Here is a 25,234-nt window from a genome sequence, read left to right on the forward strand (position 1 = left end):
TGGTCCAGACCACGCGACGCCTGCGCGTCGCGTTTCTCGAGTCGTCGCCCACCAAAAACACCCTGTCCCTGGCGGCGCCTTGCTTACTGGAGGAAGTTGATGAGTACGGCCACCGCTACGGCGGCCCCCGCGAAGAAGCGGGGCTCCGGCGTGTTCCAGGGACTGCAGAAGGTGGGACGCAGCCTCCAGCTGCCGATCGCCGTGCTGCCGGCCGCGGGCATTCTGCTCCGTCTCGGCCAGCCCGACGTCTTCGGCGACGACGGTCTCGGCTGGCACAAGGTCGCCTCCGTGTTCGCCACCGCGGGCGGCGCGGTCTTCGACAACCTTCCGATGCTCTTCTGCATCGGTGTCGCCATCGGGTTCGCCAAGAAGTCGGACGGCTCCACCGCTCTGGCCGCCCTCGTGGGCTTCCTGGTCTACAGCAACGTCCTCAAGGCCTTCCCGGTCACCGAAGCGGTGATCCAGAAGGGCGCGGACACTGCCGCGACGTACAACAACCCCGGTGTCCTCGGCGGCATCCTGATGGGCCTCGTCACAGCCATCCTGTGGCAGAAGTTCCACCGCACCAAGCTGGTCGACTGGCTGGGCTTCTTCAACGGCCGCCGGCTCGTCCCGATCATCATGGCCTTCGTCGGCGTGATCTTCGGTGTCTTCTTCGGCCTGGTCTGGGAGCCGATCGGTGAGGGCATATCCAACTTCGGCGAGTGGATGACCGGCCTCGGTTCCTTCGGCGCCGGACTCTTCGGCCTGATCAACCGCGCGCTGCTGCCCGTCGGCATGCACCAGTTCGTCAACACGGTCTCGTGGTTCCAGCTGGGTGACTTCACCGACGCCACGGGCGCCGTCGTGCACGGCGACCTGAACCGCTTCTTCGCCGGTGACCCGACCTCGGGCCAGTTCATGTCGGGCTTCTTCCCGATCATGATGTTCGGCCTCCCGGCCGCCGCCATCGCCATCGCCCACGCCGCTCGCCCCGAGCGCCGCAAGGCCGTGATGGGCATGATGATCTCCCTCGCGCTGACCTCGTTCGTCACCGGTGTGACCGAGCCGATCGAGTTCTCGTTCATGTTCATCGCGCCGCTGCTCTACGCGATCCACGCGGTCCTGACCGCGCTGTCGATGGCCATCACGTGGGCCCTGGGTGTGCACGCCGGGTTCACCTTCTCGGCGGGCTTCATCGACTACGCGTTGAACTGGAACCTGGCGACCAAGCCCTGGATGATCATCCCGATCGGCCTCGTCTTCGGAGCCATCTACTACGTGCTCTTCCGCTTCGCGATCACGAAGTTCAACCTCACCACCCCGGGCCGTGAGCCCGAGGAGGAGGTCGAGGACCTGACCAAGGCGTAAGCCGGGTCGGCAGCACGACGGACCGAAGCCCTCACCTTCCCGGCGGAAGGTGAGGGCTTCGTCGTACCTCGTGGCTCAGATCTCGTACACCGCGCCCGGGATCGCCAGTTCCGTAGGCCCGCCGAAGACCTCGCGGGCGTCGGAGAGGTTGCGGTCGGCGTCGGTCCACGGCGGGATGTGGGTGAGGACCAGACGGCCCACCTGTGCGCGGGCGGCGAGTTCGCCGGCCTCGCGGCCGTTGAGGTGGAGGTCCGGGATGTCCTCCTTGCCGTGGACGAACGACGCCTCGCAGAGGAAGAGGTCGGCGCCCTCCGCCAGCTCGTCCAGGGCCTCGCAGGTGCCGGTGTCGCCGGAGTACGTGAGCGAGCTGCCGCCGTGCTCGATGCGGATACCGAACGTGTCGACGGGGTGGCAGAGCTTCTCCGTACGCACCGAGAACGGGCCGATGTCGAACGAGCCGGGCTTCAGGGTGTGGAAGTCGAAGACCTCGCCCATCGCGTGGTCGGACGGGGTGTCGGCGTGTGCGGTGGTGAGCCGCTGCTCCGTGCCGTCGGGGCCGTAGACCGGGATGCGGGCCGGGCGTCCGCCGTCGGGCGGGTAGTACCGGACGACGAAGTACGCGCACATGTCGATGCAGTGATCGGCATGGAGGTGGCTGAGGAAGATGGCGTCGAGGTCGTAGAGACCGACATGGCGCTGCAGCTCGCCGAGGGCGCCGTTGCCCATGTCGAGGAGCAGCCTGAAGCCGTCGGCCTCTACGAGGTAACTCGAGCATGCCGATCCCGCGGACGGGAACGAGCCGGAGCAGCCGACGACGGTGAGCTTCATGGAGCGTGAACCTCCGAGACGTGGGAACGGGGAGGGTTCGTGCGGTTCGTTGAGCGTAAGGCGCGAAAGAGGTGGTCGCTCCTTTGAGGCGGGTCGTTGTGGGGGAACTCACCTGTGCTGTCACCGGTTCGATGGAAGCGGTGAGGCCGACTCACAGCCCCTCCGGCGATCGAGGAGCGGGGGTGCGGGGGCAGCGGCCCCCGAAACGGCGGATGCCGGGGGCCCGGACCCGTGTGGTCCGGACCCCCGGCATCCGGGGTGGGGCGAGCGCGGGCGGCTACGCCCAGAGCTGGCCCTGCAGCGTTTCGATCGCCGCTTCCGTCGTCGGCGCGGTGTAGACGCCCGTCGACAGGTACTTCCAGCCGCCGTCGGCGACGACGAAGACGATGTCGGCCGCCTCTCCGGCCTTGACCGCCTTGTTGCCGACTCCGATCGCGGCGTGCAGCGCGGCGCCGGTGGAGACGCCCGCGAAGATGCCCTCCTGCTGGAGGAGTTCGCGGGTGCGGGTGACGGCGTCGGCGGAGCCGACGGAGAAGCGGGTGGTGAGTACGGAGGCGTCGTAGAGCTCGGGGACGAAGCCTTCGTCGAGGTTGCGCAGGCCGTAGACGAGGTCGTCGTAGCGCGGTTCGGCGGCGACGATCTTGATGCCGTCGACGTGTTCGCGCAGGTAGCGGCCGACCCCCATGAGGGTGCCGGTGGTGCCGAGGCCGGCGACGAAGTGGGTGATGGAGGGGAGGTCGGTGAGGATCTCGGGGCCGGTGGTGGCGTAGTGGGCGCCCGCGTTGTCGGGGTTGCCGTACTGGTAGAGCATCACCCAGTCGGGGTGCTCGGCCGCGAGTCCCTTGGCGACGCGGACGGCGGTGTTGGAGCCGCCCGCCGCCGGGGAGGAGATGATCTCGGCGCCCCACATGGCGAGGAGGTCGCGCCGTTCCTGGGAGGTGTTCTCCGGCATCACGCAGACGATGCGGTAGCCCTTGAGCTTGGCCGCCATGGCCAGCGAGATGCCGGTGTTGCCGCTGGTGGGTTCGAGGATGGTGCAGCCGGGGGTGAGCCGGCCGTCCTTCTCGGCCTGCTCGACCATGTGGAGCGCGGGGCGGTCCTTGATCGAGCCGGTGGGGTTGCGGTCCTCCAGCTTGGCCCAGATGCGGACGTCGTCCGACGGTGACAGCCGCGGCAGGCGGACGAGCGGGGTGTTGCCCACTGCGGCGAGCGGGCTGTCGTAGCGCATCAGTTCATGCCGCCGGCGACGGCCGGGAGGATGGTGATGCTGTCGCCGTCGCTGAGCTTCGTGGAGATGCCGTCGAGGAAACGGACGTCCTCGTCGTTGAGGTAGACGTTCACGAAGCGGCGGAGCTGGTCGCCGTCGACGATGCGCTCACGGATGCCGGTGTGGCGGCTCTCCAGGTCCGTGAAGAGGTCGGCGACGGTGTCCCCGTTGCCTTCGACGGCCTTGGCGCCGTCGGTGTAGGTACGGAGGATGGTCGGGATGCGGACCTCGATGGCCATGGCGTGGGCTCCTGTCGAAGCGGAGTGGTGGCGGTGGGCGTGGGGCGCGCGGCTCTGCCCCCGCGCAGGGGTGGTGCGTGCGGTGGGGCGGCGCCGGGCTGGGCCCGGCTCAGGCCTCGCGGCCGGCGGTCCGGTGGTTCGTACAGATCGCGCTGGCGAGTCGGCACAGGTCGACGTGCAGGCGCGCCACGAGCAGCGTGCCCGGCGTCTTGTCGCTCACGTCAGTGGGAACCATGCGCTCATCGTATCGATTCCCGGTCCGGGTTCCGGAATGTGATCTCAGCTGATGGATGGTTGGCGTTCGGCAGGTGGACAGGGCGGGGCGGGAGGCTCCGTCCACCTGCCGCGGTGGGGTGCCGGTGTCGAGGTCAGGGTGCCGGATAGGCGTCGACGACCTCGACGTCCTCCTCGGTGATCTCGCCGTCCACGATGCGGTACGAGCGGAACTGGAAGGGCCCCGCGTCGTCGGTGTCGGCGGTGGAGACGAGGACGTAGTGGGCACCGGGCTCGTTGGCGTACGTGACGTCGGTGCGGGAGGGGTAGGCCTCGGTCGCGGTGTGCGAGTGGTAGACGATCACGGGTTCCTCGTCGCGGTCGTCCATGTCTCGGTAGAGCTTGAGGAGGTCGGCCGAGTCGAATTCGTAGAACGTGGGCGAGCGGGCCGCGTTGAGCATGGGGATGAAGCGTTCGGGGCGGCCGGTTCCGGCGGGACCGGCGACCACGCCGCACGCCTCGTCGGGGTGGTCGGCGCGGGAGTGCGCGACGATCTGGTCGTACAGCGCCTGGGTGAGGGTCAGCATGGCGCCCAGGATAGGACGACGGGCCGCCGCGTACCGAGGAGTGGTACGCGGCGGCCCGCATCGTGGACATGACCCCTGTGGGGCGGGGGGGTTCAGCGGCCGGCGAAGGCCTTGTTCTCGGGGTTGCGGGCCTTGAGGACCAGGTAGGAGACGCCGAGGATCAGGGCCCACAGCGGGGCGCAGTAGAGGGAGATCCTGGCGTCCTTGTCGATGCCCATCATCACGATGACGACGCCGATGAAGGCGAGGGCGAAGACGCTGGTGTACGGGGCTCCGGGGGCCCGGAAGCCGGACTGCGGGAGGACGCCGCGGTCGGCCAGGCGGCGGTAGCGGATCTGGCTGATCAGGATCATGATCCAGGCCCACATGCCGGAGATGGTGGCGAAGGAGACGACGTAGGTGAAGGCGTCACCGGGCCACTGGTAGTTGATCCATACGCCGACGAGCATGAGGGCGGCGGAGAACGTGGTGCCGACGAGGGGGGTGCCGCTCCGCGTCAGGCGGGTGAAGAACTTCGGCCCCTGTCCGTTGAGCGCGAGGTCGCGCAGCATGCGGCCGGTGGAGTACATGCCGGAGTTGCAGGAGGACAGGGCGGCGGTCAGGACGACGAAGTTGACGATGCCCGCGCCGAGGCCGAGGCCCATCTTCTCGAAGGCCTCGACGAACGGGGAGACGCCGGGCGAGAACTCGGTCCAGGGGACGACCGAGAGGATCATGATGAGGGCGCCGACGTAGAAGACGGCGATGCGCCACGGCACGGTGTTGATGGCCTTGGGCAGGACGGTCTTGGGGTCCTTGGACTCGCCCGCGGTGACGCCGACGAGTTCGACGGCGAGGAAGGCGAACATCACGATCTGCAGCGTCATCAGGGTGCCCTTGATGCCGTGCGGGAAGAAGCCGCCGTCGGACCAGAGGTGGGTGACGGACGCGGTGTCGCCGGCGTCGGAGAAGCCGAGGGTGAGGATTCCGGCGCAGATGAGGATCATGCCGACGATGGCGGTGACCTTGACCATCGAGAACCAGAATTCGAGTTCGCCGAAGAGCTTTACGGAGATCAGGTTCACGCCGTACAGGATGATCGTGAAGATCAGTGCGGACGCCCATTGCGGAATGTCGAACCAGAAGGTCATGTACTGGGCGGCCGCGGTGACTTCGGTGATTCCGGTGACGACCCAGAACAGCCAGTAGGTCCAGCCGGTGACGAAGCCCGCGAAGGGGCCGATGAATTCGCGGGCGTACTCCGAGAAGGAGCCCGAGACCGGGCGGTACATGAGGAGTTCGCCGAGCGCCCGCATGATGAAGAAGATGACCAGGCCCGCGATGGCGTAGGCCAGGATGAGGCTGGGGCCGGCCTTGGCGATGGCTTTGCCCGCGCCGAGGAAGAGGCCGGTGCCGATGGCCCCGCCGATCGCGATCATCTGGATCTGGCGGGATCCGAGCGCCCTCTGGTAGCCCTCGGCGGACGTGGTGGCATCCGCGGCCGCGGCCTGCGGATCCCGTCCTTTGTCGTCGACCTGCGCCGATGTCATGTGCTGCGCCTTTCTCCACGCCGATCCGCGCCTCACGGCTGCGGATCAGGTCCTGATCCCCCCGGATATGGATGGAGTGCTGCCGGTGGTTGCCGGACTCGTAGCGCCTACCCGGGAACAGGGGTGGCGTCCCCGAGTGGTCGTGAAGATTTATCACGGGGACATCGGTGATCCAGCGGACATTATGTGGCGCACACCACAGGAAAAAGCGGACAACGGCGGCCAGGCCGCTGCAAAGAAGGCCGTTCAGGTGACGCGATCGTTATTCGGATTTGAGCGTTCGTTGAGCGAACGGGCCGTGATCGGCCGTTTACGGCATCAGCGTTTCGATGAGTGTTTCCTGGAGGGCCCCCAGCCAGAGGTAGGCCATGACCATGGGCTTGCGCGGGTCGCTGTCGGGGAGCCGGTAGAGGGAGCCGTCCTCGCCGCCGTCCTCGTCGGAGACGTCCAGGCGGGTGCCGATGGTGAGCCGGAGGTCATTGAGGGAGCCCAGCCAGCTGCGGCACTCGTCGGCCGTGAGGGTGAGGACGGCGGCCCGGTCCCCGGCGGGCGTGAGCGCGTCGAGGGTACGGACGACGACGAGGGCGTCGTCGCGCTTGCGGGTGCGCAGGTCGTTCTCGGTGAAGCGGCGGAACTCGGCGGATGCGGCGCGCAGTTCGGTGTCGTCGTCGCCGTAGGCCTCGGGGAAGAGGCGGGCGAGGGCGGGGTCGGAGGGCGGTTCGCTGGGGCCCTCGGCGAAGAGCGCGGCGAGCGGGTCGTCGCCCTCGGCGGGTTCGTCGCCGGGGCCGATGAGTTCGAGCAGCTGGACGGCGAGGGAGCGCAGGATCGCGATCTCCACCTCGTCGAGCGCGACGGCCGCGCCGCCGCCGGGGGTGGCCTCGAAGTGGCCGGCCATGGGTTGACTCCGATGGTGGTCGGGCGGGGCGGGGGCGGGGTGGAGCGAGGGGTCAGTTGCGGTCCTGGGTGAGGGTGGCCCACAGTCCGTAGCCGTGCATGGCCTGGACGTCGCGTTCCATCTCTTCGCGGCTGCCGCTGGAGACGACGGCCCGGCCCTTCTGGTGGACGTCGAGCATCAGCTTGTGCGCCTTGTCCTTGGAGTAGCCGAAGTAGGCCTGGAAGACATAGGTCACGTAGCTCATCAGGTTGACCGGGTCGTTGTGGACCAGCGTCACCCAGGGGACGTCGGGCTCGGGGACGACGAGGTTCTCCTCGGCCGATTCGGGTCGTTCGATCTCTACGGGGGCGACGCTCACCTACCCCATGCTGCCACTCGGGAGGGGGCATCGCACAAACGGGGGCGGTGGCGTGGCGGGGCCGGGGCCTGCCGCCCGCCTGCCCCCACACCCCCATCTCGTCACTCTGACGAAATAGGGGTAGCATCCCCGGCATGAACTCAGCGGACCTTGGGCGACGGGTCGGTGTGCCGTCGACCGCACTCTTCACCGACCAGTACGAGCTCACGATGGTGCAGGCCGCACTGAAGGCCGGCACGGCCGGCCGGCGCTCCGTCTTCGAGGCGTTCACCCGCCGGCTGCCCGAGGGGCGGCGCTACGGCGTCGTCGCGGGCATCGGGCGGGTACTGGACGCGGTGGAGAACTTCCACTTCGACGACGAGATGCTCGCCTTCCTGCGTGACCAGAACGTCGTCGACGGCCCGACGCTCGACTATCTGGCGGACTACCGCTTCAGCGGCGACATCTGGGGCTACCCGGAGGGCGAGGTGTACTTCCCGGGCTCGCCGATCCTGCGGGTCGAGGGCTCCTTCGCCGAGTGCGTGCTGCTGGAGACGGTGATCCTTTCGATCCTCAACCACGACTCGGCGATCGCCGCGGCGGCCTCGCGGATGTCGGCGGCGGCGGGCGGGCGCCGGCTGATCGAGATGGGCGCCCGGCGCACGCACGAGCTGTCGGCGGTGGCGTCGGCCCGTGCCGCGTACATCGGCGGCTTCGACACGACGTCCGACCTGGCCGCGGGCTTCCGCTACAACATCCCGACCGTCGGCACGAGCGCCCACGCGTTCACCCTGCTGCACGACTCCGAGCGCGACGCGTTCCGGGCGCAGGTCGACTCGCTGGGGCGTGACACGACGCTGCTGGTCGACACGTACGACGTCACGGCGGCGGTCCGTACGGCCGTCGAGGTGGCCGGGACCGAGCTGGGGGCGGTCCGGATCGACTCCGGCGACCTGCTGCTGGTCGCGCACCGGGTGCGCCAACAGCTGGACGAGCTGGGCGCCACGGAGACGAAGATCGTGGTGACCTCGGACCTGGACGAGTACGCCATCGCGTCGCTGGCCGCGGCGCCGGTGGACGCGTACGGGGTGGGTACGCAGCTGGTGACCGGCAGCGGGCAGCCCACCTGCTCGATGGTCTACAAGCTGGTCGCCCGCGCCGCCTCCGCCGACCCGGCGGACGAGCTGCTGCCGGTGGCGAAGAAGTCGATGGGCGCGAAGTCGTCGAGGGGCGGCCGCAAGTGGGCCGCGCGCCGGCTGGACGAGGACGGCGTGGCCGAGGCGGAGGTGATCGGCACCGGCCCGGTCCCGGCGGAGCTGGCCGGCCGGCAGCTGCTGGTGGAGCTGGTCAGGGGCGGCGAGGTCGTCGCGCGCGAGCCGCTGGACGCGGCTCGGGAGCGGCATATCGCCGCGCGGGCGGGCCTGCCGATGTCCGCGATGCAGCTGTCCCGTGGGGAGCCGGTGCTGCCTACGGAGTACGTGTGAGTTCGGGTGCGATTCGGTGCGGTTCGGTGCGGTTCGGTGCGCCTGGTGGTCGCTTTGTCCGCAATCTCCCCCATAGCCTGAAGGCATGGGAGGCGCCCCCTCGACAGGCTCGATTCTCCCGCTCGGCTTGGTGCTTCCCGCCCCGGCCTGATTCTTGACGCCCGGGCTCGATTTGCACGGGCGCCCCCTCCCTAACGCAGGTCCGAGTCCCTAGGCTCGATGCCACCCCCGTAACCGCCGCCGCTCACTCCCCCACCGAAGGACACCCGCCATGCACCGCGCCTTGATCGTCGTCGACGTTCAGAACGACTTCTGCGAAGGCGGGAGCCTCGCGGTGGAGGGGGGCGCCGATGTCGCCGCCGCCATCACCGACCTGATCGGTGAGGCCCAGCCCGGTTACCGGCACGTGGTGGCCACCCGCGACCACCACATCGACCCGGGTGACCACTTCTCCGCCGAGCCGGACTTCGAGCACTCCTGGCCCACGCACTGCGTGGCCGGTACGGAGGGCGTGGGCTTCCACCCCAACTTCGCGCCCGCGGTCGCCTCCGGGGCCATCGACACCGTCTTCGAGAAGGGCGCGTACGCGGCCGCGTACAGCGGCTTCGAGGGCCAGGACGAGAACGGGACGGGGCTCGCCGCGTGGCTGCGGGAGCGCGGGGTCACCGAGGTCGACGTGGTCGGCATCGCGACCGACCACTGTGTCCGGGCCACCGCGCTCGACGCCGTCCGTGAGGGCTTCGCCACGCACGTACTGCTGGATCTGACCGCGGGCGTCGCCGAGGCGACGACGGGCCGGGCGCTGACCGAGCTGCGGGACGCCGGTGTGGTGCTCTCCGGCAAGCCGGTGGTCGGCTGAGGGCTGGGTCCTGTCCGGAGTTCCCCCGCGGCGTCGCGGGGGATCCGGACAGGACCTAGCTCTGCCGGGCCGGCAGGGCGGGCCTCAGGAGGGCGCGTATCGGGTGCCAGAGCTCCTGGGCCCGCTCGGGTCTCGCGCGCCACAGGAGGCCGTCGGGGTGGTGCAGGACGGCGGTGATCTCGTCCGGGGTGGGCGGCTCCGCGTTGCCGCGGAGGTAGACCGCGCGCAGGCCCAGATTGCGCAGCCGGGTCAGTGCGCGGGCCCGGTTCGCCGCGTGGACCAGGACGCGCACCGGGGTGTCCGGTCCGACGCCCTGTGCCGGGCTCGGCAGCGTGATCGCGACGACCACACTGCCGTTCGGCAATTTGCTGAATCCTCCGCCTGCCATGCTCCGCGCTCCCCCGTGAGACCTCGAGTGTCAATAAGAAACCGAACAAGAGGCACCTAAACACGATCGGCCGCCGCCCGCTAGAGGGCGACGGCCGATCATGGTTTGACCTGCGGTTTTACTGAATTACTTGTGGGACGGGCCCACCTTGACGGTCATCGTGGAGCCGCTGAGCGGCTCGCTGACGATCGAGATCCGGGTGTTGGTGTCAGTTACCTGCACGCTTCCGGTCTTGTTCTCCTTGTACCAGTAGGTGCCCTTGTGGTCGTCGAAGACCGGAACGCCGAGCTGCGGCTTGATCTTCGTGGCCACGTCACCGTTGTGCAGCGTGAAGCCGTCGGTGGGGTACCAGCTGAACGGAGCGTCAAAGGGCTGGATCTTGTTGCGCATGACCGAGCCGTCCGACCACTTCAGCGGCTTGGCGTGCGCGTCGATCGGCAGGATCAGGCCCTGACCCGGGTGGGTCGAGACGTTGTTGTCCTTCTGCGAGCCGTCCCACAGCCAGATGAGCAGGCCGTTCTGGTACGGGTAGTGCTCGACCCAGTCCGGACGGGTGTTGGCGAACCCGAAGTTGTACGGGCCGACCTTGAGGGTCTGGTCGTACGAGACGTACTGGCGGTTCTCCGCGATGTAGCGCTGCGGGTAGTCCTTGGTGAAGGACGAGCCCACCCGCGAGAAGCCCTTGGCGGTCCAGCCGTTGTCGTCGCCCTCGGCGTTGTCCGTGAAGAGCGCGGCACCGTCGGCGTTGACCGCGATGGTGTCGGCCGCGAAGCCGACGCCGCCCGCGCCGCCGTCGGTGGCGTAGCGGAAGCGGATGTCGATCTTCTTGCCGGCGTAGGCGTCCAGCGAGTACGAGAGCTGCTGGTACTTGCCGGAGACGTCGGTCAGGGCCGGCTTGTCACTGGCGTCGCGCGGGATGGCCACGCCGTCGGCGGTGCCGTCGATCGCGGTCCAGCTGGTGCCGCCGTTGTCCGAGACCTCGGTGTAGAGGTAGTCGTAGTCCGCCTCGATGTCCCACCAGCCGGCGAGGTCGAGGGAGGCCTTGGACTTGCCGGTCAGGTCGACCGGGCGGGACAGGGTGTTGCTGAGGTTGTCACCCATGTCGCTCCACCACTGCTTGGCGCCCTCGGCGGGCGTCGTGACGGCGGTGGTGACGGCCTTGTCGGGCAGCTCGACGACGAGTGCCTGCTTGTTGGCGGTGTTGTACGCGGAGACGCCCAGCTTGTGGGTGGACTTCGTCGCGGCCTTGGCCGTGTCGTAGTCCAGCCAGCCCAGCTGGAACTTGTCCCAGGCGGTCATGTCGCCGGGCTTGTCACCGATGCTGCCCTTGCCGGTGCCGAGCCAGGAACCGGCCGACATCAGCGACCAGAAACCGACCGAGTTCTCGGCGGTGTTGGTCGTGTCGTACAGGTCCGGCAGACCGAGGTCGTGGCCGTACTCGTGGGCGAAGACGCCCAGGCCGCCGTTCTCGGGCTGCGCGGTGTAGTCGCCGACCCAGACGCCGGTGTCACCGATCTGGGTGCCGCCGGCCTTGTTGTCGGCCGGGCCGGTCGCGCCGGCGTTGGTGCCGTAGGCGTACCAGCGGTGCGCCCAGATGGCGTTGGTGCCCTCGACGCCGCCGCCCGCGGACTCGTCCTCGCCGGCGTGCACGATCTGGAAGTGATCGATGTAGCCGTCGGGCTCGTTGAAGTTGCCGTCACCGTCGAAGTCGTAACGGTCCCACTGGTCGTACTGGGCGAGATCGGTCTTGATCTGCTCGGGCGTACGGCCCTTGGCCTTCTGGTCGGCGGCCCAGGCGTTGGTGCCGTCCTTGATCATGTCCCAGGCGTTGGCGCAGTTGGTCGAACCGCAGTAGTTCGACCCGTAGCGTGCCTCGTTGTACGGGACCTTGACCCAGTCGGAGACCTCGCCGTCCACCGAGTAGCGCCCGGAGGACGTCTTCTCGTAGTACGTCTTGAGCGAGTCCTTGCCGGCACCCGTACCGAAGTACATGTCCTGGAAGTGGGCCTGGTTGTAGTCGGCCTGCCAGGCGGTGCTGTTGTCCTTCTTGGGGTCCGGCTTGGCTATCGTGTTGTGCGCCGGACCCGGCGTGCCGCCGTACTTCGGAACGGCGGGCTTGGGGCCGGCGCCGTCCGGGTCGAACATGGTGGTGTTGTCGACCTGGTCGCCGAACTCCACCAGGATGGTGAAGATCTTGTCGGTCTTCTGGCGTTGCAGCTCGACGTACTTGTTGTCGTCGAGCTTGACGACCTTGGAGCCGTTGCGCGCCGACACCTTCTTGTCGCCGGACATGACCTTCTCCAGGGCGGCCTGACGCTGGGCGTCCTGCTGCTTGCTGAAGGGGCCTTCCAGGTTGTGCGCGTCGCCCTTGGCCGACCCCGGGTCCCGGCGGTCGATGGCGGAGGCGGCGGCGCCTGACGCCTGGTCATCCGCCTGAGCGGTGGCGAAGGCGGATGCGGTGGCGGCCGTCGCGGCCATGGCCACGACAACCGCCCCGGTGCGAAGCGCCCGTCTTTTAATGATCACGTGATGCAGTCCTCCCCGGCGCCCGCGGCTACGGCCTTGGAGGTGTGAAGGGGCCGCGCGCGGTAACGCGTCACAAGTGACGACATTCGACCGGAGTTACGGAAGAAAAGACAGACCTTGACTTGAACAGACCAAGTGCACTATGCAGGAGCCCGTTTCCGCTATCCGGACGGCCCCTCCACGCCACACCGGCGCGCCAAACCCTCCCAGGGGCGCGCGAGATGACTCCGTGCGCCCCCCGTGCAACGGTACCGTGGGTTAGGTGACGCTTACTACCCGTTCCGCTCGGGCATTCACCGTCGTAGAGTCACTTGACACCGAGACCGTGTCGAGAGACCGCCCATCCGACGTCCCGAGGACGGATACCGCCATGCCGCGTCCCACTGCTGCACAGCTCTCCTACGGTTCGGTGACCGTCGTCTTCTCGACCCTCGCCATGCTGCTGCTGTCCCGTACCGAATCGGGCATCGGCATCGCCGTCATCGGTACGGCCGCGCTCGCGCTCGGCCTGCTGGTGGCCGTCACCGTCCCCCTGCCGACCCGCAGGAACACAGCGAAAGCGGCGAAGACGAGGGCCGCGGTGTCCGCACACCGCGACGCCGTCCCCGCCGCTGCCGAACCCGAGGGCCGCACCCTCGACACCGCACAGTCCAGGATCCCTGCCGCACGCGCCGCATCGGAGCGGGTGGGCGAACATTCGCTGCGGCACTGACGACCGGCGCGGCCGGGAGCGGGCCGACACCCTCCCGGCAGACCGTCAGTTGGTGACCACCACCACCGTCTTGGCCGCCTTGTCCTGGAGCCCCTGCTTGTAGGGCTTGTCCGTGAACATCAGCACGATGTTGATCAGCCACCACAGGCACGGGCAGCACAGCAGCGCCGGCACCCACAGCACCACCGCCCGCAGGAACGCACTGCCGGTGTCCGGCACCCTGCCGTCGTTGAGCATCGCGACGCGCAGCTTCAGCAGCCGCTTGCCGAGGGTGCGGCCGTCCTTGTGCGTGAAGTACGTGTCGTACGCGACGTAGCACACCAGGCCGATCAGCGACCAGAGCAACTGATGGCCGCTGTAGGTCTGCGCGAAGATGTCGCCGACGTTGTCGTCGTTGTTGTTGTCCGACATCTCGACCGCACCGCCCCAGGGCAGCGAGATCAGGTACAGCGGGATCGAGATGATCAGGAAGTCGATCAGCCGGGCCAGGATCCGCTTGCCGGGCTCGGCGAGCGGCGGCATGCCCGCCAGCGGATCGGCGCCCCCGTACGGGCCACCGCCGTACGGACCGGGATCGTACGGCGGCGGGGGCGGCGCGCTGTCGTAGGGCGAGCCCGATGACGGCGGCGGCTGAGACCCGGGCGGCTTCTTGGAGAACGGGTCGTCCTCGGGCGGCTGACCGGACGTCGGCTGATCGTTGCTCATGCGGGCCAGTGCACCGCGCCGCACGGACGCCCGCAACGGCTCAGGTGCGTTCGGGGGAACGGCGTCCACCCGACGGCCCTCACCCGAAGGGCCGTCAGCCGAGCGGGTCGACCACCCGGCCGCTCACCCGTCCCTCCTCAGCCCGCGACGAAGGTGCGTGCCGCCTTGTCGTGCCAGCACTGGCGCCACGGCCGGTCGACCAGGCACCAGAGCACGTTGACCACGCCGATGACCAACAGGCCCAGCACCCCGTAGACCAGCCAGCGGCGCAGGGCGGCGCCGAAGCCGGGCGCGTCGTGGGACTCGATGTCGCGTACGTCGAGGCCGCAGAGCTTCTTGCCGAGCGTACGGCCCCACTTCGCGGTCGGCAGTGCCTCCAGTAGGACGCCCAGCACCAGGAAGGTGCCGAGGACCGCGCCGGCCAGGGAGGCCGTGGTGGAGTCCAGCAGCCAGACCGTGACCGTCTCGCCGGACAGCTTGGCAGCGTCGATCTTCTCGTTGACGTGGTCCGCTGCCCGGGACGCCAGCGGTACGGCGACGGCGCCGACGAGTGCGCCGAGCACCACCGTGTCGATGAGCCGGGCGGCGAACCGCTTGCCGAGGGCCGCCGGGCGGGCAGCCGTCCGGGCCGCCGCGAGCTGCTGGAAGTGGTCGTCGACCGGGGGCTTCCACGGCACCACGGGCTGGTCGGGGTGCGGCGCCTGCTGGGACTGCTGCGGGAAGGCGGGCCGTTGCTGCTGCGCGGGCGCCTGCTGCTGCGGCTGGGCGTTCTGTTCGGGCCGGGCCAGCTGGTGGACCTGCTGCGCCCAGGAGGCCGATCCGCCACCGGGGCCGGGCGTGAGCGGGCTGTTGAGCGCCGCGGGAGCCGGGGAGGGGGCGCCGGACTGCGCGGCGGGCGTGGAGGTGTGTGCGGCGGGCGTGGGCGGCTGCGGGGCGGCGGGCGTGACCGGTGCGGTGCCGGGGCCGATCGCACGGATCGTCATCGTGCCGTCGCCGGAGGGCTGCTGTTGCTGCTGTTGTTGCTGCTGTGCGTCGCGCGGGCCGGGTGTCCTGCCGGCGGGGCCCGCGGCGCGCATCGTGACGGTGCCCTCGGCGGGTGGGCGCGGTGTGTCGCCGCTCCCGGGGCCGGGGCGGCGGGAGCGGTCGACCCGGATGGCGACGGTGCTCTCGGGCACCTGCCCGCCGCCGTCGCGCATGCCCGGCAGCGCGCCACCGGTGGGGTCCGCCGGGGCGGGGCGGCGGGGGTCGGCCGGGGCCCGGTCCGCCGGAGCGGGGTCGGCGGCGGCCCGGACGTCGGGCGAACCGGCGGCGGGCGTCCGCGGATCGGGGGCAGCCGTCCCGGCCTGCGGTTCGGGCTGTCCGCCCCAGGAGACCCGCCGGTCGCGCTCGCCGCCGAAGCCGGTCTGCCGGGAGGCGTCGGCCTGCCAGGCGGTGGCGGGTTCGGGGCGGTTCCCCTCGTAGGGCTCCTCGTCGAAGAAGACCGGGCCGGTCTCGTCCACCGGGGCGGGTGCGGGCGCGGGGTCCTGCGGCGCGGCCGCCTCCTCCTCGGCGGGCGCGGCGGGCATGGATTCGCCCTGCTGTGGGGCGGGCCGGCTGGTGCCGGGCACCCAGGAAGCGCCGTTCCAGTACCGGACGTATCCGGGAATGGACGGGTCGGGGTAGTACCCCTCGCGGGGTCGGTCGTCACCGGGTGCCGGGGTTGGGGCGCTCATCACCGTGGTCCCGTATCTCTTCGAGGCCTGGGACCGGCCGGCGATGGGGGAACGACCGGTCCTCATACAAGGGTCCACATCTATCAGACACCTGCCTGTCACCGGGCCGGTCCCGGTGTTTGGACCACTTTCCGGTCACCCCGAAATATTTTTTGCGAAGTCGCGTAATGGATGGCGGGGAGGGCCCTCTCTCCCTGTGCGGGCGGTCGTGCGACCGGCCCACAGGCTTCGAAAGGACGCACCTCATGAACACCGTCGTGGAACGAGAGCTGGAGCTCAAGCTCGTCCTGTCGCCCGAGCGCAGCATCCCCGTGCCCGCCCGGCTGACGTATCGCACCGAGGACCCCTACGCCGTGCACATCACCTTCCACATCGGCTCCGACACCCCCGTGCACTGGACGTTCGCCCGCGATCTGCTGGTCGAGGGGGTGTTCCGGCCCTGCGGGCACGGGGACGTGCGGATCTGGCCGACGAAGGTCGAGGGGCGCAGCGTCATCTGCGTGGCGCTGACCTCACCGGACGGCAACGCCCTGCTGGAGGTGCCGTCCACGGCGATCGCCACGTGGGTGGAGCGGACACTGCGGATCGTCGCGCCGGGTACGGAGTCCGAGCGGCTCGGCATCGACGAGGCCCTGGCCGAGCTGCTCGCGCCGCTGCCGGCCGACGACCTGTGGATGAGTGACCCGTGGCCGTCGGACGAGTCGCAGGACGGGGAGGGTTGAGGGCGGCGGGGCCGGGGCGTCAGAAGACCTTGCCCGGGTTGAGGAGTCCCAGGGGATCGAAGGCCTGCTTGATGCCCCGGTGCAGTTCCACGCTCACTTCGCCGAGTTCGCGGGCAAGCCACTCCTTCTTGAGCACGCCCACGCCGTGTTCGCCGGTGATCGTGCCGCCCAGTTCGAGGCCGAGCGCCATGATCTCGTCGAAGGACTCCCGGGCCCGCCGGGACTCGTCGGCGTCGGTGTGGTCGAAGCAGACGACGGGGTGGGTGTTGCCGTCGCCCGCGTGCGCGCAGACGCCGATGGTGAGGTCGTACTTCTCGGCGACGGCTGCCGTGCCTTCGAGCATCGCGCCGAGTCGCGAGCGCGGTACGCACACGTCGTCGATCATGGTCGCCGACTTGACGGTCTCCAGCGCGGTGAGCGACATCCGCCGGGCCTGGAGGAGCATTTCGGACTCGGCGGCGTCCTCGGCCGGGACGACTTCGGTGGCTCCGGCGGCGGTGCAGAGCTCGGCGACGGCGGCGAGGTCGGCGGAGGGGTCCGGGGTGTCGAAGGCGGCGAGCAGGAGCGCCTCGGTGGAGTCGGGGAGGCCCATGTTCGCCATCTTGTTGACCGCGCGGACTGTTGTACGGTCCATCAGTTCGAGGAGTGACGGTGTGTGTCCGCGCTCCATGATGCGGCAGATGGCGTCGCAGGCGCTCGCCGCGCTGGGGAACTCGGCCGCCAGGACGAGTTGCTGGGGCGGCTGCGGCTTGAGCGCGAGCACGGCCCCGACGACGATGCCGAGGCTGCCCTCGGAGCCGACGAAGAGCCGGGTGAGGTCGTATCCGGCGACGCCCTTGGCGGTGCGGCGGCCGGTGGTGAGCAGGCGGCCGTCGGCGAGGACGACGTCGAGGCCCAGGACGTATTCGGCGGTGACGCCGTACTTCACGCAGCACAGGCCGCCGGACGCGGTGCCGATGTTGCCGCCGATGGTGCACATCTCCCAGCTGGAGGGGTCCGGCGGGTAGTACAGCCCGTGCTCGTTGACCGCCCGGGACAGGACGGCGTTGATGACGCCCGGTTCGACCACGGCGATGCGGTCGACGGGGCTGATCTCCAGGATGCGGTCCATCTTGACCAGGGAGAGCACGATGCAGCCGTCCGAGGCGTTGGCCGCGCCCGACAGGCCGGTGCGGGCGCCCTGGGGGACGACCGGGACGCGCAGCGCGGTGGCGGTGCGCATGATGTGCTGGACCTGCTCGACGGTGCGGGGGAGCGTGACGACGGCGGGGGTGCCCGCTTCGCAGAAGCTCGCCATGTCGTTGGCGTAGGAGGCGGTGACGTCCGGATCGGTGATCAGGGCCTCGGCCGGCAGACCCGCGCGCAGAAGTTCGAGAAGATCGTCCATGATCCAAGACTGACACCCGGGCCCATTGGTGTGAACCCGTATGCGGCAGCGTTCGCAAGGCGCGGTGTGTTCTTCATACTGACGCACAGTGATCGGCATGGACGACACGTCACGGCAGACCCCGATGGCCCCCGGCCCGGACCCTGAGCCCGGCACTACCCCGGCCGCCCCCTACGCGTCACCGCCCGATCCCGCGTCCCTGGCCGAACCGCCGCCCGCCTCGCTGCGCACGACGCTGCGCAGGGCCGCGTTCGGTGTGGTGGCGGGGGCGGTGCTGGTGACGGGCGCGGTGGTCGCGGTGCCCGACGACGACCAGGACGCGACGCCGCCCCTGCCGGGCCCGGTCTCGCGGGCGATGAGCGCGACGGCCGCGGGCTCCCCCGCCTCGCTCTCCGATCTGACGGCGCTCATGGGGGACCGGCAGGAGTGGGTGGGGACGCATCCGTCGGACGCGCGGTCGTGGGCGGTGCTCGGGTCGGCGTACGTGGAGTGGGGGCGGCGGGCCTCGGACGCGGCCTACTACACCCGCGCCGAGCAGGCGTTGAAACGGTCCTTGAACGTGCAGCCGGGTGAGCGCGGGAACGCGGCGGCCTGGGTGGGCCTCGCCGCGCTCGCCAACGCCCGGCACGACTACGTGACGGCGAAGAAGTGGGGCGAGACGGTACGGTCCCGGCAGCCCGGGCAGTGGACCGTGTACCCGGAACTGGTCGACGCGTACAACGGCCTCGGTGACTACAAGTCGGCGACGACGGCGGTGGAGAAGTACGCCGAGCTGCGGGCCGGCGTGCCGTCGCTCGGGCTGACGGCGCAGATGTACCGGGACCGGGGCTGGCGCGAGGACGCGCTGGCCACCGCACAGGACGCCGCGAACCGGGCGAAGACGCCTGCGGAGAAGGCGTCGTGCCTGTCCAGGCTGGGCGAGCTCGCCTGGGAGCGGGGTGAGCCGAAGGAGGCGGTGGCCCAGTACGGGGCCGCGCTGCGCACCGATCCCGCCCATCACCCGTCGCTGGCCGGCCGGGCCCGTGCGCTGGCGGCCCTCGGCCGCACCGACGAGGCCCAGCGCGACTACCAGGCCGCTCTGAAGAAGTCGCCGCGCCCGGCCTATCTGCTGGAGCTGGGTGAGCTGTACGAGTCGCTCGGCCTGGACGGCGACTCGGCCGACCAGTACACGAAGTTGCGCAAGGCCCTGGCCGGCAGCGAGGCGCGGGGCGTGGACGAGTCCCTGCTCCTGGGCCGCTTCGAGGCCGCCCACGGCGACGCGGCCGCGGCGGTGGAGCTGCTGCGGGCGGAGTGGGACCGGGGCCACCACAGCGCGGAGGTGGCCGATGCGCTGGGCTGGGCGCTGCACCGCTCGGGCGATCCGGACGCGGCGCTGGAGTACGCGGAGCGGGCGGTCGACTCGGGCGGTCGGAACGCGTCGTACGCGTACCACCTGGGCATGGTCCAGCGGGCGTTGGACGACTTCGGTCCGGCGCGCCGCCATCTGGAGGAGGCGCTGCGCACCAACCCCGGGTTCTCGCCGCTGGACGCGCCTCGGGCCGAAGAGGCGCTGGACACGCTGGGGCTGCCCCCGGCGGGCGGCCCGCAGGACATGCGGCCGGCCGCGCCGCCGGCCCCTGAGCCGTCCCGGGAGCCGTCACCGGCGGCCGCTCCGGTGGAGCCGGCGAGACCCGGCGGACAGGCCGCGCAGGCTCCCGGTGAGGCACCGGCGCCCGCGGCCGGACCGCCGGGGAACAAGGCCGACCCGGGCCCGCCGAAGGGCTCCGCCGCCACGCCGGTCAAGCCGTCCGCCCCGCAGTCACCGGCGGGGCGCTGACGCCCTTCCGCACGACAGGACGGGCGGGCCCGGAAGCATCCGGCCCGCCCGTCCTGTTGTGCCCCCGTCACTCGGGAGATCAGGCGGTCAGAGGTTGCCGCGGCGCTCCTGCTCGCGCTCGATCGCCTCGAAGAGGGCCTTGAAGTTGCCCTTGCCGAAGCCCATCGAGCCGTGGCGCTCGATCATCTCGAAGAAGACGGTCGGCCGGTCCTGGACCGGCTTGGTGAAGATCTGCAGCAGGTAGCCGTCCTCGTCGCGGTCGACGAGGATCTTCAGCTCGCGCAGGGTCTCCACGGGCACCCGGGTCTCGCCCGCCCACTCGCCGAGGGTGTCGTAGTAGGAGTCCGGGGTGTCGAGGAACTGGACACCGGCGGCGCGCATCGCGCGTACGGAGGCGACGATGTCGTTGGTGGCGAGCGCGATGTGCTGGACGCCTGCGCCGCCGTAGAACTCCAGGTACTCGTCGATCTGGGACTTCTTCTTGGCGACGGCGGGCTCGTTGATCGGGAACTTGACCTTGAGCGTGCCGTCGGCGACGACCTTGGACATCAGCGCGGAGTACTCGGTGGCGATGTCGTCGCCCACGAACTCCTTCATGTTCGTGAAGCCCATGACCTTGTTGTAGAAGCCGACCCACTCGTTCATACGGCCGAGTTCGACGTTGCCGACACAGTGGTCGATGGCCTGGAAGGTGCGCTTGGCCGGGGGCTCGACGATCGGGGCGGCGGCGGCGAAGCCGGGGAGGTAGGGGCCTTCGTAGCCGGTGCGCTCGACGAGCGTGTGGCGGGTCTTGCCGTACGTGGCGATGGCGGCCAGGACGACGGTGCCGTGCTCGTCCTTCACCTCGTGCGGCTCGGTCAGACCGAGGGCGCCGTGCTCGACGGCGTAGGCGTACGCGGCGCGGGCGTCGGGGACCTCGATGGCCAGGTCGACGACGCCGTCGCCGTGCTCGGCCACGTGCTCGGCGAGGAAGCGGCCGTGGTCCGTGGTCGCCCGGATGACGGAGGTGAGGACGAAGCGGGCGGAGCCGTTGGTCAGAACGTAACTGGCGGTCTCGCGGCTGCCGTTCTCCGGTCCGGAGTAGGCGACCAGCTTCATGCCGAAGGCCGTCGAGTAGTAGTGCGCGGCCTGCTTGGCGTTGCCGACGGCGAAGACGACGGCGTCCATTCCCTTGACCGGGAAGGGATCGGCCTGCCGCGCTGTCTCGGGGGTGCTGTGCATCGTCTCAGTCATGTCCGAAGGTTCCCGCCGCTTCGCAAGGTGCGCAACAGTTCGCGAATCCACTGGTCAATCTGTCCAGCACCTCGCCATGATGGGCGGGCTATCTGTACATGATGACCATCACACCGACACCCGGAGGCCGGCCGTGGCAATCGATCACCTGGACGGGCGACTCATCGTCCTGCTGGCGCGCGAGCCGCGGATCGGGGTCCTGGAGGCGTCGCGCCGGCTCGGTGTGGCGCGAGGGACGGTGCAGGCGCGCCTGGACCGCCTTCAGTCGAATGGCGTCATCCGCGGCTTCGGCCCCGACGTCGACCCGGCGGCGCTCGGCTATCCGGTGACGGCGTTCGCGACGCTTGAGATCAAGCAGGGTCAAGGCACCGACGTACGGGCGCACTTGGGCGGCGTACCGGAGGTGCTGGAGCTGCACACCACCACCGGGCACGGCGACATGTTCTGCCGGCTCGTGGCCCGCTCCAACGCCGATCTCCAGCGGGTGATCGACCGGGTTGTCGGATTTGATGGCATTGTCCGGGCCTCCACGGCCATCGTCATGGAGAACCCCGTACCCCTGCGCATCATCCCGCTCGTCGAGCAGGCAGCACAGGACACCGACTGAGCCGAGGAGTGACGTGTGAGCTTCTGGGAGTACCTCGGGAACCGGCACCAGCAGTTGCTCACCGACGCGTTCCAGCACGCCAGCGCCGTCTTCCAGTGCATGGTCATCGCCACCGTGCTCGGCGTCCTGATCGGGGTGGTCAGCTATCGCAGCGGCTGGGGGTCCTCGGTGGCGATCACCTCGACGGCGACCGTCCTGACCATCCCGTCCCTCGCCGCGATCGGTCTGCTGATCCCGCTGGTCGGGCTCGGGGTGGCGCCGACGGTGATCACCCTGACGCTGTACGGGCTGCTGCCCATCGTCCGTAACGCCATCGTCGGCCTGCGCGGCGTGGACCCCTCGCTCGTGGACGCGGCGAAGGGCATCGGGATGTCGCGGACCGCCCGGCTCTGCAAGGTGGAACTGCCGCTCGCCTGGCCACCGATCCTCACCGGCATCCGGGTCTCCACCCAGATGCTGATGGGGATCGCCGCCATCGCGGCGTACGCCTCCGGGCCCGGTCTCGGCAACGAGATCTTCCGCGGCATCGCCTCGCTGGGCAGCGCCAACGCGATCAATTCCGTGCTCGCGGGGACGCTCGGCATCGTCATCCTCGCCCTGCTCTTCGACGCCGCCTACGTCCTGCTGGGGCGGCTCACCATCCCGAGGGGGATCCGTGTCTGAGACCACGGCACCGGCCGGACCGGAACCGGCCGCCAACGCCACCTCCGGCGCCACCATCCAGCTGGAGGAGCTGAGCAAGATCTACCCGGGCACTCCCGCCCCGGCCGTGGACAACGTGTCGATGGACATCAAGGCCGGCGAGACCGTCATCTTCGTGGGCCCGTCCGGCTGCGGGAAGTCGACCACCCTGAAGATGATCAACCGGCTGATCGAGCCGTCCTCCGGGCGGATCAGGATCGGCGACGAGGACGTCACCGACATCGACGCGGTGAAGCTGCGCCGCAAGATCGGTTACGCGATCCAGTCGTCCGGGCTCTTCCCGCACATGACGGTCGCCGAGAACATCGCCCTCGTACCGAAGATGGTGGGCTGGTCGAAGTCGAAGGTGAAGGACCGGGTCGAGGAGATGCTCGATCTCGTCGGTCTCGACCCGCGCGAGTTCCACGGCCGCTATCCGCGTGCCCTGTCCGGCGGCCAGCAGCAACGCGTGGGCGTGGCGCGGGCGCTGGCCGCCGATCCGCCGGTGCTGCTGATGGACGAGCCGTTCGGCGCGGTGGACCCGATCACCCGCGACCACCTCCAGGACGAGCTGATCCGGCTCCAGCACGAGCTCCACAAGACGATCGTCTTCGTCACGCACGACTTCGACGAGGCCATCAAGCTGGGCGACCGGATCGCCGTGCTGCGCGAGCACTCGCACATCGCGCAGTTCGACACCCCGGAGGCCATCCTCACCAATCCGACGGACGACTTCGTCTCCGGATTCGTCGGGGCAGGCGCGGCGCTGAAGCGGCTCAACCTCACCCGGGTGCGCGAGGTGGAGATCGCCGACTTCCCGACGGTGACGGTGGACGACCCGCTCCAGTCGATCTTCAACAAGCTGCGCGACGGGGGCCACAACGAGCTGCTGATGCTGGACCGCAGGAACCGCCCGTACAAATGGCTGCGGCGCGGCGACCTCATGCGGGCCCGCGGTTCACTGGCGCGGGCCGGGCAGCTGGTGCACGACACGGTGACCAGGGACGCGACGCTGCACGACGCGCTGGAGGCGGTGCTGACCGACAGCGGCGGGCGGGTGGCGGTGACGGGGCGGCGCGGTGAGTTCATCGGCGTCGTCGACATGCAGACCCTGATGAACTCCGTGCACGAGCTCCTGGAGGCCGACCGGCTCACCGCCATCGAGCACCAGCACGACCTGGAGCACCTGCGCACACATCAGACCGCCCAGGAGCTGGAGGGCGGTGCGGGCGCATGACTCCCTCCTCCATGTCCGGTCGCGGTTCGTCCGACCGGTCCCCCGCGCCCGGCCGGGACCGTCCGCCGGGCGAACACGACGTCAAGGGCCACGCCTTCCACGACGAGGAGGAGGAACCGGCCCCGCCACCGGCCGGACCGCCGCGCCGCCTCACCTGGCGCAAGCTGGTGATCGTTCCCGCGGCGCTCGCGGTGGTGCTCGTCCTCACGTACGTGTGGATCACGAACGTCGACCTCGACTCCATCGCGGAGAACTCCCTGGCCGGTGACACGGTCCAGCTGCGGTGGTGGCAGCACGTCAGGCTGACGGCCATCTCGACGTTCTGGGTGCTGATCATCGCCATTCCGCTCGGTATCGCGCTGACCCGGCGCGGTCTGAGCAAGGCCGCACCGCTCGTCACCGCGATCGCCAACATCGGGCAGGCGACCCCGGCGATCGGCCTGCTGGCGCTGCTGGTGATCTGGCTGGGCATCGGCCCGTCCACGGCGATCACCGGCATGGTGATCTACGCGGTGCTGCCGGTGCTGTCCAACACGGTGGCCGGGCTCAAGGCGATCGAACCGACGCTGGTGGAGGCCTCGCGAGGCATCGGCATGTCGGCGATGGGGACGCTCAGAAAGGTCGAACTCCCGCTCGCCGTCCCGCTGATCCTGGCCGGCGTGCGGACGGCGCTGGTGCTGAACGTGGGCACGGCGACCCTGGCGACGTTCGGCGGCGGTGGCGGGCTCGGCGACCTGATCACGTCGGGTATCCAGACCCAGCGCATGCCGGTGCTGGTCCTCGGTTCGGTGCTGACGGTGGTGCTGGCGCTGCTGGTGGACTGGCTGGCCTCCCTGGTCGAGTTGGCACTGACGCCGCGTGGACTGGAGGTGGAGCGATGAGGAGGAGCGTGCGTACGGCGTTGGCGGGCGCGGCCGGTCTGGCGCTGGTGCTGGCGGGGTGCGGTCTGAAGAGCGGTTCCCCGCTGGTGGACGACGTGGTGCCGGGGTCGGTCGGGCAGGGGCAGCCGCTGGACGGCGCCTCGATGACCGTCACCTCGAAGAACTTCAGCGAGAGCATCATCCTGGGGCAGATGATCGGTCTGATCTTCAAGGCCGCGGGGGCGGAGGTCCTGGACCGGACGAACCTGCCCAGTTCGATCAGCGCGCGCGAGGCGGTCATCCAGGGCGACGCCGACGCGGAGTACGAGTACACCGGCACCGCCTGGATCACCTACCTCGGCCACGCGAAGCCGATCCCCGACCCTCTGGAGCAGTGGAAGGCGGTGCGCGACGCGGACCTGAAGAACGGGGTGACGTGGCTGCGGCCGTCCACCCTCAACAACACCTACGCGCTCGCCATCAGCAGGAAGAACAACGCCAAGTACCACCTGAAGACGCTCTCCGACGTCGCCGCCCTGTCGAAGGAGAACCCATCGGCGGTGACGATCTGCGTGGAGAACGAGTTCGCCTCGCGCGACGACGGACTGCCCGGCATGGAGAAGACCTACGGGATGTCGATCCCGGCCGCCAACATCAAGAAGATGGACGCGGGCATCGTGTACACCCAGGTGTCGAAGTCCGACTCCTGCCTGCTGGGCGAGGTGTTCACCACGGACGGGCGCATCAAGGCGATGAACCTGGACGTACTGGCGGACAACAAGCACTTCTTCCCCAACTACAACGCGGCGCCCGTCGTCCACACCGCGACGTTCGAGAAGTACCCGGTGATCGCCGACCTGTTGAACCCGCTCAGCGCACGGCTCAACACCGAGGTCGCGCAGGTGCTGAACGCCAAGGTGGACGTCGACGGGGAGGACCCGCACGAGGTGGCGAAGGAGTGGCTGATCGAGGAGGGGTTCATCAAGGAGGGGTGAGGAGCGCCGCCCGGCCGGCCGGCGCGACTTACAAAGAAGATGTTGCAAAGACCTGTTGCAAAGCT

Annotated in this window: 25 protein-coding genes; 11 read left to right on the forward strand and 14 right to left on the reverse strand. The window is 69.8% G+C overall.

Annotated elements, in window-relative coordinates:
* Window positions 1-99: 99 nt before the first annotated feature.
* Complete coding sequence (locus ACFYPA_RS26580) at window positions 100-1,350, forward strand: PTS transporter subunit EIIC (RefSeq protein ID WP_359082370.1); 1,251 nt, start codon at window positions 100-102, stop codon at window positions 1,348-1,350.
* Between the two features lie 75 nt (window positions 1,351-1,425).
* Here ACFYPA_RS26580 and ACFYPA_RS26585 read toward each other — a convergent pair whose 3' ends face one another.
* The 8 genes from ACFYPA_RS26585 to clpS all read right to left on the reverse strand — a co-directional run bounded on the left by ACFYPA_RS26585 (window position 1,426) and on the right by clpS (window position 7,266).
* Entirely contained in the window at window positions 1,426-2,178 is a 753-nt protein-coding gene (locus ACFYPA_RS26585; protein ID WP_359316843.1) for an MBL fold metallo-hydrolase, read from the reverse strand.
* A 277-nt stretch (window positions 2,179-2,455) separates the two neighbouring features.
* Entirely contained in the window at window positions 2,456-3,406 is a 951-nt protein-coding gene (locus ACFYPA_RS26590; protein ID WP_359082368.1) for a cysteine synthase, read from the reverse strand.
* Window positions 3,406-3,684: a MoaD/ThiS family protein gene (locus tag ACFYPA_RS26595; protein ID WP_359082367.1), complete on the reverse strand. Its 279-nt coding sequence runs from the start codon at window positions 3,682-3,684 to the stop codon at window positions 3,406-3,408. Before ACFYPA_RS26595 ends, ACFYPA_RS26590 begins: the two co-directional genes overlap by 1 nt.
* 109 nt (window positions 3,685-3,793) lie before the next feature.
* Window positions 3,794-3,919, reverse strand: a complete 126-nt coding sequence (locus tag ACFYPA_RS26600) for a putative leader peptide (RefSeq protein WP_359082366.1) — start codon at window positions 3,917-3,919, stop codon at window positions 3,794-3,796.
* Between the two features lie 133 nt (window positions 3,920-4,052).
* Window positions 4,053-4,484: a M67 family metallopeptidase gene (locus tag ACFYPA_RS26605; protein WP_359082365.1), complete on the reverse strand. Its 432-nt coding sequence runs from the start codon at window positions 4,482-4,484 to the stop codon at window positions 4,053-4,055.
* A 92-nt stretch (window positions 4,485-4,576) separates the two neighbouring features.
* A complete protein-coding gene (locus tag ACFYPA_RS26610) occupies window positions 4,577-6,013 on the reverse strand; it encodes an amino acid permease (RefSeq protein WP_359082364.1) in 1,437 nt (478 codons plus the stop codon).
* 310 nt (window positions 6,014-6,323) lie between these two features.
* A complete protein-coding gene (locus tag ACFYPA_RS26615) occupies window positions 6,324-6,908 on the reverse strand; it encodes a DUF2017 domain-containing protein (RefSeq protein ID WP_359082363.1) in 585 nt (194 codons plus the stop codon).
* 52 nt (window positions 6,909-6,960) lie between these two features.
* Window positions 6,961-7,266, reverse strand: coding sequence for an ATP-dependent Clp protease adapter ClpS (gene clpS / locus ACFYPA_RS26620; RefSeq protein WP_018555894.1), 306 nt, complete (start codon window positions 7,264-7,266; stop codon window positions 6,961-6,963).
* 134 nt (window positions 7,267-7,400) lie between these two features.
* Between clpS and ACFYPA_RS26625 the strand changes: the two genes are divergently transcribed.
* Complete coding sequence (locus ACFYPA_RS26625) at window positions 7,401-8,729, forward strand: nicotinate phosphoribosyltransferase (RefSeq protein ID WP_359082362.1); 1,329 nt, start codon at window positions 7,401-7,403, stop codon at window positions 8,727-8,729.
* 271 nt (window positions 8,730-9,000) lie between these two features.
* Window positions 9,001-9,588: an isochorismatase family protein gene (locus ACFYPA_RS26630; RefSeq protein ID WP_359082361.1), complete on the forward strand. Its 588-nt coding sequence runs from the start codon at window positions 9,001-9,003 to the stop codon at window positions 9,586-9,588.
* A 55-nt stretch (window positions 9,589-9,643) separates the two neighbouring features.
* On the opposite strand, the gene ACFYPA_RS26635 is transcribed toward ACFYPA_RS26630, so the two are convergent.
* Both ACFYPA_RS26635 and ACFYPA_RS26640 read right to left on the reverse strand, forming a co-directional pair.
* Complete coding sequence (locus ACFYPA_RS26635; RefSeq protein WP_311312213.1) at window positions 9,644-9,976, reverse strand: hypothetical protein; 333 nt, start codon at window positions 9,974-9,976, stop codon at window positions 9,644-9,646.
* Window positions 9,977-10,102: 126 nt separating this feature from the next.
* Window positions 10,103-12,502: an immune inhibitor A domain-containing protein gene (locus tag ACFYPA_RS26640; RefSeq protein ID WP_359082360.1), complete on the reverse strand. Its 2,400-nt coding sequence runs from the start codon at window positions 12,500-12,502 to the stop codon at window positions 10,103-10,105.
* Between the two features lie 370 nt (window positions 12,503-12,872).
* On the opposite strand from ACFYPA_RS26640, the gene ACFYPA_RS26645 reads away from it, so the two are divergent.
* A complete protein-coding gene (locus ACFYPA_RS26645; RefSeq protein ID WP_359082359.1) occupies window positions 12,873-13,214 on the forward strand; it encodes a hypothetical protein in 342 nt (113 codons plus the stop codon).
* A 45-nt stretch (window positions 13,215-13,259) separates the two neighbouring features.
* Here the strand turns inward: ACFYPA_RS26645 and ACFYPA_RS26650 are convergent, their stop codons facing one another.
* Window positions 13,260-13,919 carry an RDD family protein gene (locus tag ACFYPA_RS26650; RefSeq protein WP_359082358.1) on the reverse strand — a complete coding sequence of 220 codons (660 nt, stop codon included), beginning with the start codon at window positions 13,917-13,919 and terminating at the stop codon, window positions 13,260-13,262.
* Between the two features lie 137 nt (window positions 13,920-14,056).
* Window positions 14,057-15,631 (reverse strand): RDD family protein, encoded by a 1,575-nt coding sequence (locus tag ACFYPA_RS26655; protein ID WP_359082357.1) that lies wholly within the window; start codon window positions 15,629-15,631, stop codon window positions 14,057-14,059.
* A gap of 245 nt (window positions 15,632-15,876) precedes the next feature.
* Between ACFYPA_RS26655 and ACFYPA_RS26660 the strand changes: the two genes are divergently transcribed.
* Entirely contained in the window at window positions 15,877-16,353 is a 477-nt protein-coding gene (locus tag ACFYPA_RS26660) for an SsgA family sporulation/cell division regulator (protein ID WP_359082356.1), read from the forward strand.
* 19 nt (window positions 16,354-16,372) lie between these two features.
* Here ACFYPA_RS26660 and ACFYPA_RS26665 read toward each other — a convergent pair whose 3' ends face one another.
* Entirely contained in the window at window positions 16,373-17,740 is a 1,368-nt protein-coding gene (locus ACFYPA_RS26665; protein WP_359082355.1) for an FAD-linked oxidase C-terminal domain-containing protein, read from the reverse strand.
* A gap of 97 nt (window positions 17,741-17,837) precedes the next feature.
* Here ACFYPA_RS26665 and ACFYPA_RS26670 point away from each other — a divergent pair, with 97 nt between their 5' ends.
* Entirely contained in the window at window positions 17,838-19,556 is a 1,719-nt protein-coding gene (locus ACFYPA_RS26670) for a tetratricopeptide repeat protein (RefSeq protein ID WP_389134553.1), read from the forward strand.
* Between the two features lie 87 nt (window positions 19,557-19,643).
* Here ACFYPA_RS26670 and hppD read toward each other — a convergent pair whose 3' ends face one another.
* Window positions 19,644-20,789 carry a 4-hydroxyphenylpyruvate dioxygenase gene (gene hppD / locus ACFYPA_RS26675; protein ID WP_359082353.1) on the reverse strand — a complete coding sequence of 382 codons (1,146 nt, stop codon included), beginning with the start codon at window positions 20,787-20,789 and terminating at the stop codon, window positions 19,644-19,646.
* A gap of 133 nt (window positions 20,790-20,922) precedes the next feature.
* Between hppD and ACFYPA_RS26680 the strand changes: the two genes are divergently transcribed.
* The 5 genes from ACFYPA_RS26680 to ACFYPA_RS26700 are packed head-to-tail and all read left to right on the forward strand — an operon-like array spanning window position 20,923 to window position 25,169.
* The gene (locus tag ACFYPA_RS26680) at window positions 20,923-21,396 is read left to right on the forward strand and encodes an Lrp/AsnC family transcriptional regulator (RefSeq protein WP_359082352.1); all 474 of its coding nucleotides are present in this window, start codon (window positions 20,923-20,925) and stop codon (window positions 21,394-21,396) included.
* Window positions 21,397-21,411: 15 nt separating this feature from the next.
* Complete coding sequence (locus tag ACFYPA_RS26685; RefSeq protein WP_359082351.1) at window positions 21,412-22,059, forward strand: ABC transporter permease; 648 nt, start codon at window positions 21,412-21,414, stop codon at window positions 22,057-22,059.
* Window positions 22,052-23,314 carry a betaine/proline/choline family ABC transporter ATP-binding protein gene (locus ACFYPA_RS26690; protein ID WP_359082350.1) on the forward strand — a complete coding sequence of 421 codons (1,263 nt, stop codon included), beginning with the start codon at window positions 22,052-22,054 and terminating at the stop codon, window positions 23,312-23,314. The genes ACFYPA_RS26685 and ACFYPA_RS26690 overlap by 8 nt, the downstream gene beginning before the upstream one ends.
* Window positions 23,311-24,195: an ABC transporter permease gene (locus ACFYPA_RS26695; RefSeq protein ID WP_359082349.1), complete on the forward strand. Its 885-nt coding sequence runs from the start codon at window positions 23,311-23,313 to the stop codon at window positions 24,193-24,195. Before ACFYPA_RS26690 ends, ACFYPA_RS26695 begins: the two co-directional genes overlap by 4 nt.
* Window positions 24,192-25,169 (forward strand): glycine betaine ABC transporter substrate-binding protein, encoded by a 978-nt coding sequence (locus ACFYPA_RS26700; protein ID WP_359082348.1) that lies wholly within the window; start codon window positions 24,192-24,194, stop codon window positions 25,167-25,169. The genes ACFYPA_RS26695 and ACFYPA_RS26700 overlap by 4 nt, the downstream gene beginning before the upstream one ends.
* Window positions 25,170-25,234: the final 65 nt, after the last annotated feature.

This window comes from Streptomyces sp. NPDC005775 (assembly GCF_042871565.1).
Lineage (GTDB): Bacteria > Actinomycetota > Actinomycetes > Streptomycetales > Streptomycetaceae > Streptomyces.

Bases quoted from the DNA above. Each gene is read 5' to 3' on its own strand.
- ACFYPA_RS26580 (WP_359082370.1), top strand. From the start codon at position 100: ATGAGTACGGCCACCGCTACGGCGGCCCCCGCGAAGAAGCGGGGCTCC.
- ACFYPA_RS26585 (WP_359316843.1), bottom strand. From the start codon at position 2,178: ATGAAGCTCACCGTCGTCGGCTGCTCCGGCTCGTTCCCGTCCGCGGGA.
- ACFYPA_RS26590 (WP_359082368.1), bottom strand. From the start codon at position 3,406: ATGCGCTACGACAGCCCGCTCGCCGCAGTGGGCAACACCCCGCTCGTC.
- ACFYPA_RS26595 (WP_359082367.1), bottom strand. From the start codon at position 3,684: ATGGCCATCGAGGTCCGCATCCCGACCATCCTCCGTACCTACACCGAC.
- ACFYPA_RS26600 (WP_359082366.1), bottom strand. From the start codon at position 3,919: ATGGTTCCCACTGACGTGAGCGACAAGACGCCGGGCACGCTGCTCGTG.
- ACFYPA_RS26605 (WP_359082365.1), bottom strand. From the start codon at position 4,484: ATGCTGACCCTCACCCAGGCGCTGTACGACCAGATCGTCGCGCACTCC.
- ACFYPA_RS26610 (WP_359082364.1), bottom strand. From the start codon at position 6,013: ATGACATCGGCGCAGGTCGACGACAAAGGACGGGATCCGCAGGCCGCG.
- ACFYPA_RS26615 (WP_359082363.1), bottom strand. From the start codon at position 6,908: ATGGCCGGCCACTTCGAGGCCACCCCCGGCGGCGGCGCGGCCGTCGCG.
- ACFYPA_RS26625 (WP_359082362.1), top strand. From the start codon at position 7,401: ATGAACTCAGCGGACCTTGGGCGACGGGTCGGTGTGCCGTCGACCGCA.
- ACFYPA_RS26630 (WP_359082361.1), top strand. From the start codon at position 9,001: ATGCACCGCGCCTTGATCGTCGTCGACGTTCAGAACGACTTCTGCGAA.
- ACFYPA_RS26635 (WP_311312213.1), bottom strand. From the start codon at position 9,976: ATGGCAGGCGGAGGATTCAGCAAATTGCCGAACGGCAGTGTGGTCGTC.
- ACFYPA_RS26645 (WP_359082359.1), top strand. From the start codon at position 12,873: ATGCCGCGTCCCACTGCTGCACAGCTCTCCTACGGTTCGGTGACCGTC.
- ACFYPA_RS26650 (WP_359082358.1), bottom strand. From the start codon at position 13,919: ATGAGCAACGATCAGCCGACGTCCGGTCAGCCGCCCGAGGACGACCCG.
- ACFYPA_RS26655 (WP_359082357.1), bottom strand. From the start codon at position 15,631: ATGAGCGCCCCAACCCCGGCACCCGGTGACGACCGACCCCGCGAGGGG.
- ACFYPA_RS26660 (WP_359082356.1), top strand. From the start codon at position 15,877: ATGAACACCGTCGTGGAACGAGAGCTGGAGCTCAAGCTCGTCCTGTCG.
- ACFYPA_RS26665 (WP_359082355.1), bottom strand. From the start codon at position 17,740: ATGGACGATCTTCTCGAACTTCTGCGCGCGGGTCTGCCGGCCGAGGCC.
- ACFYPA_RS26670 (WP_389134553.1), top strand. From the start codon at position 17,838: ATGGACGACACGTCACGGCAGACCCCGATGGCCCCCGGCCCGGACCCT.
- hppD (WP_359082353.1), bottom strand. From the start codon at position 20,789: ATGACTGAGACGATGCACAGCACCCCCGAGACAGCGCGGCAGGCCGAT.
- ACFYPA_RS26695 (WP_359082349.1), top strand. From the start codon at position 23,311: ATGACTCCCTCCTCCATGTCCGGTCGCGGTTCGTCCGACCGGTCCCCC.
- ACFYPA_RS26700 (WP_359082348.1), top strand. From the start codon at position 24,192: ATGAGGAGGAGCGTGCGTACGGCGTTGGCGGGCGCGGCCGGTCTGGCG.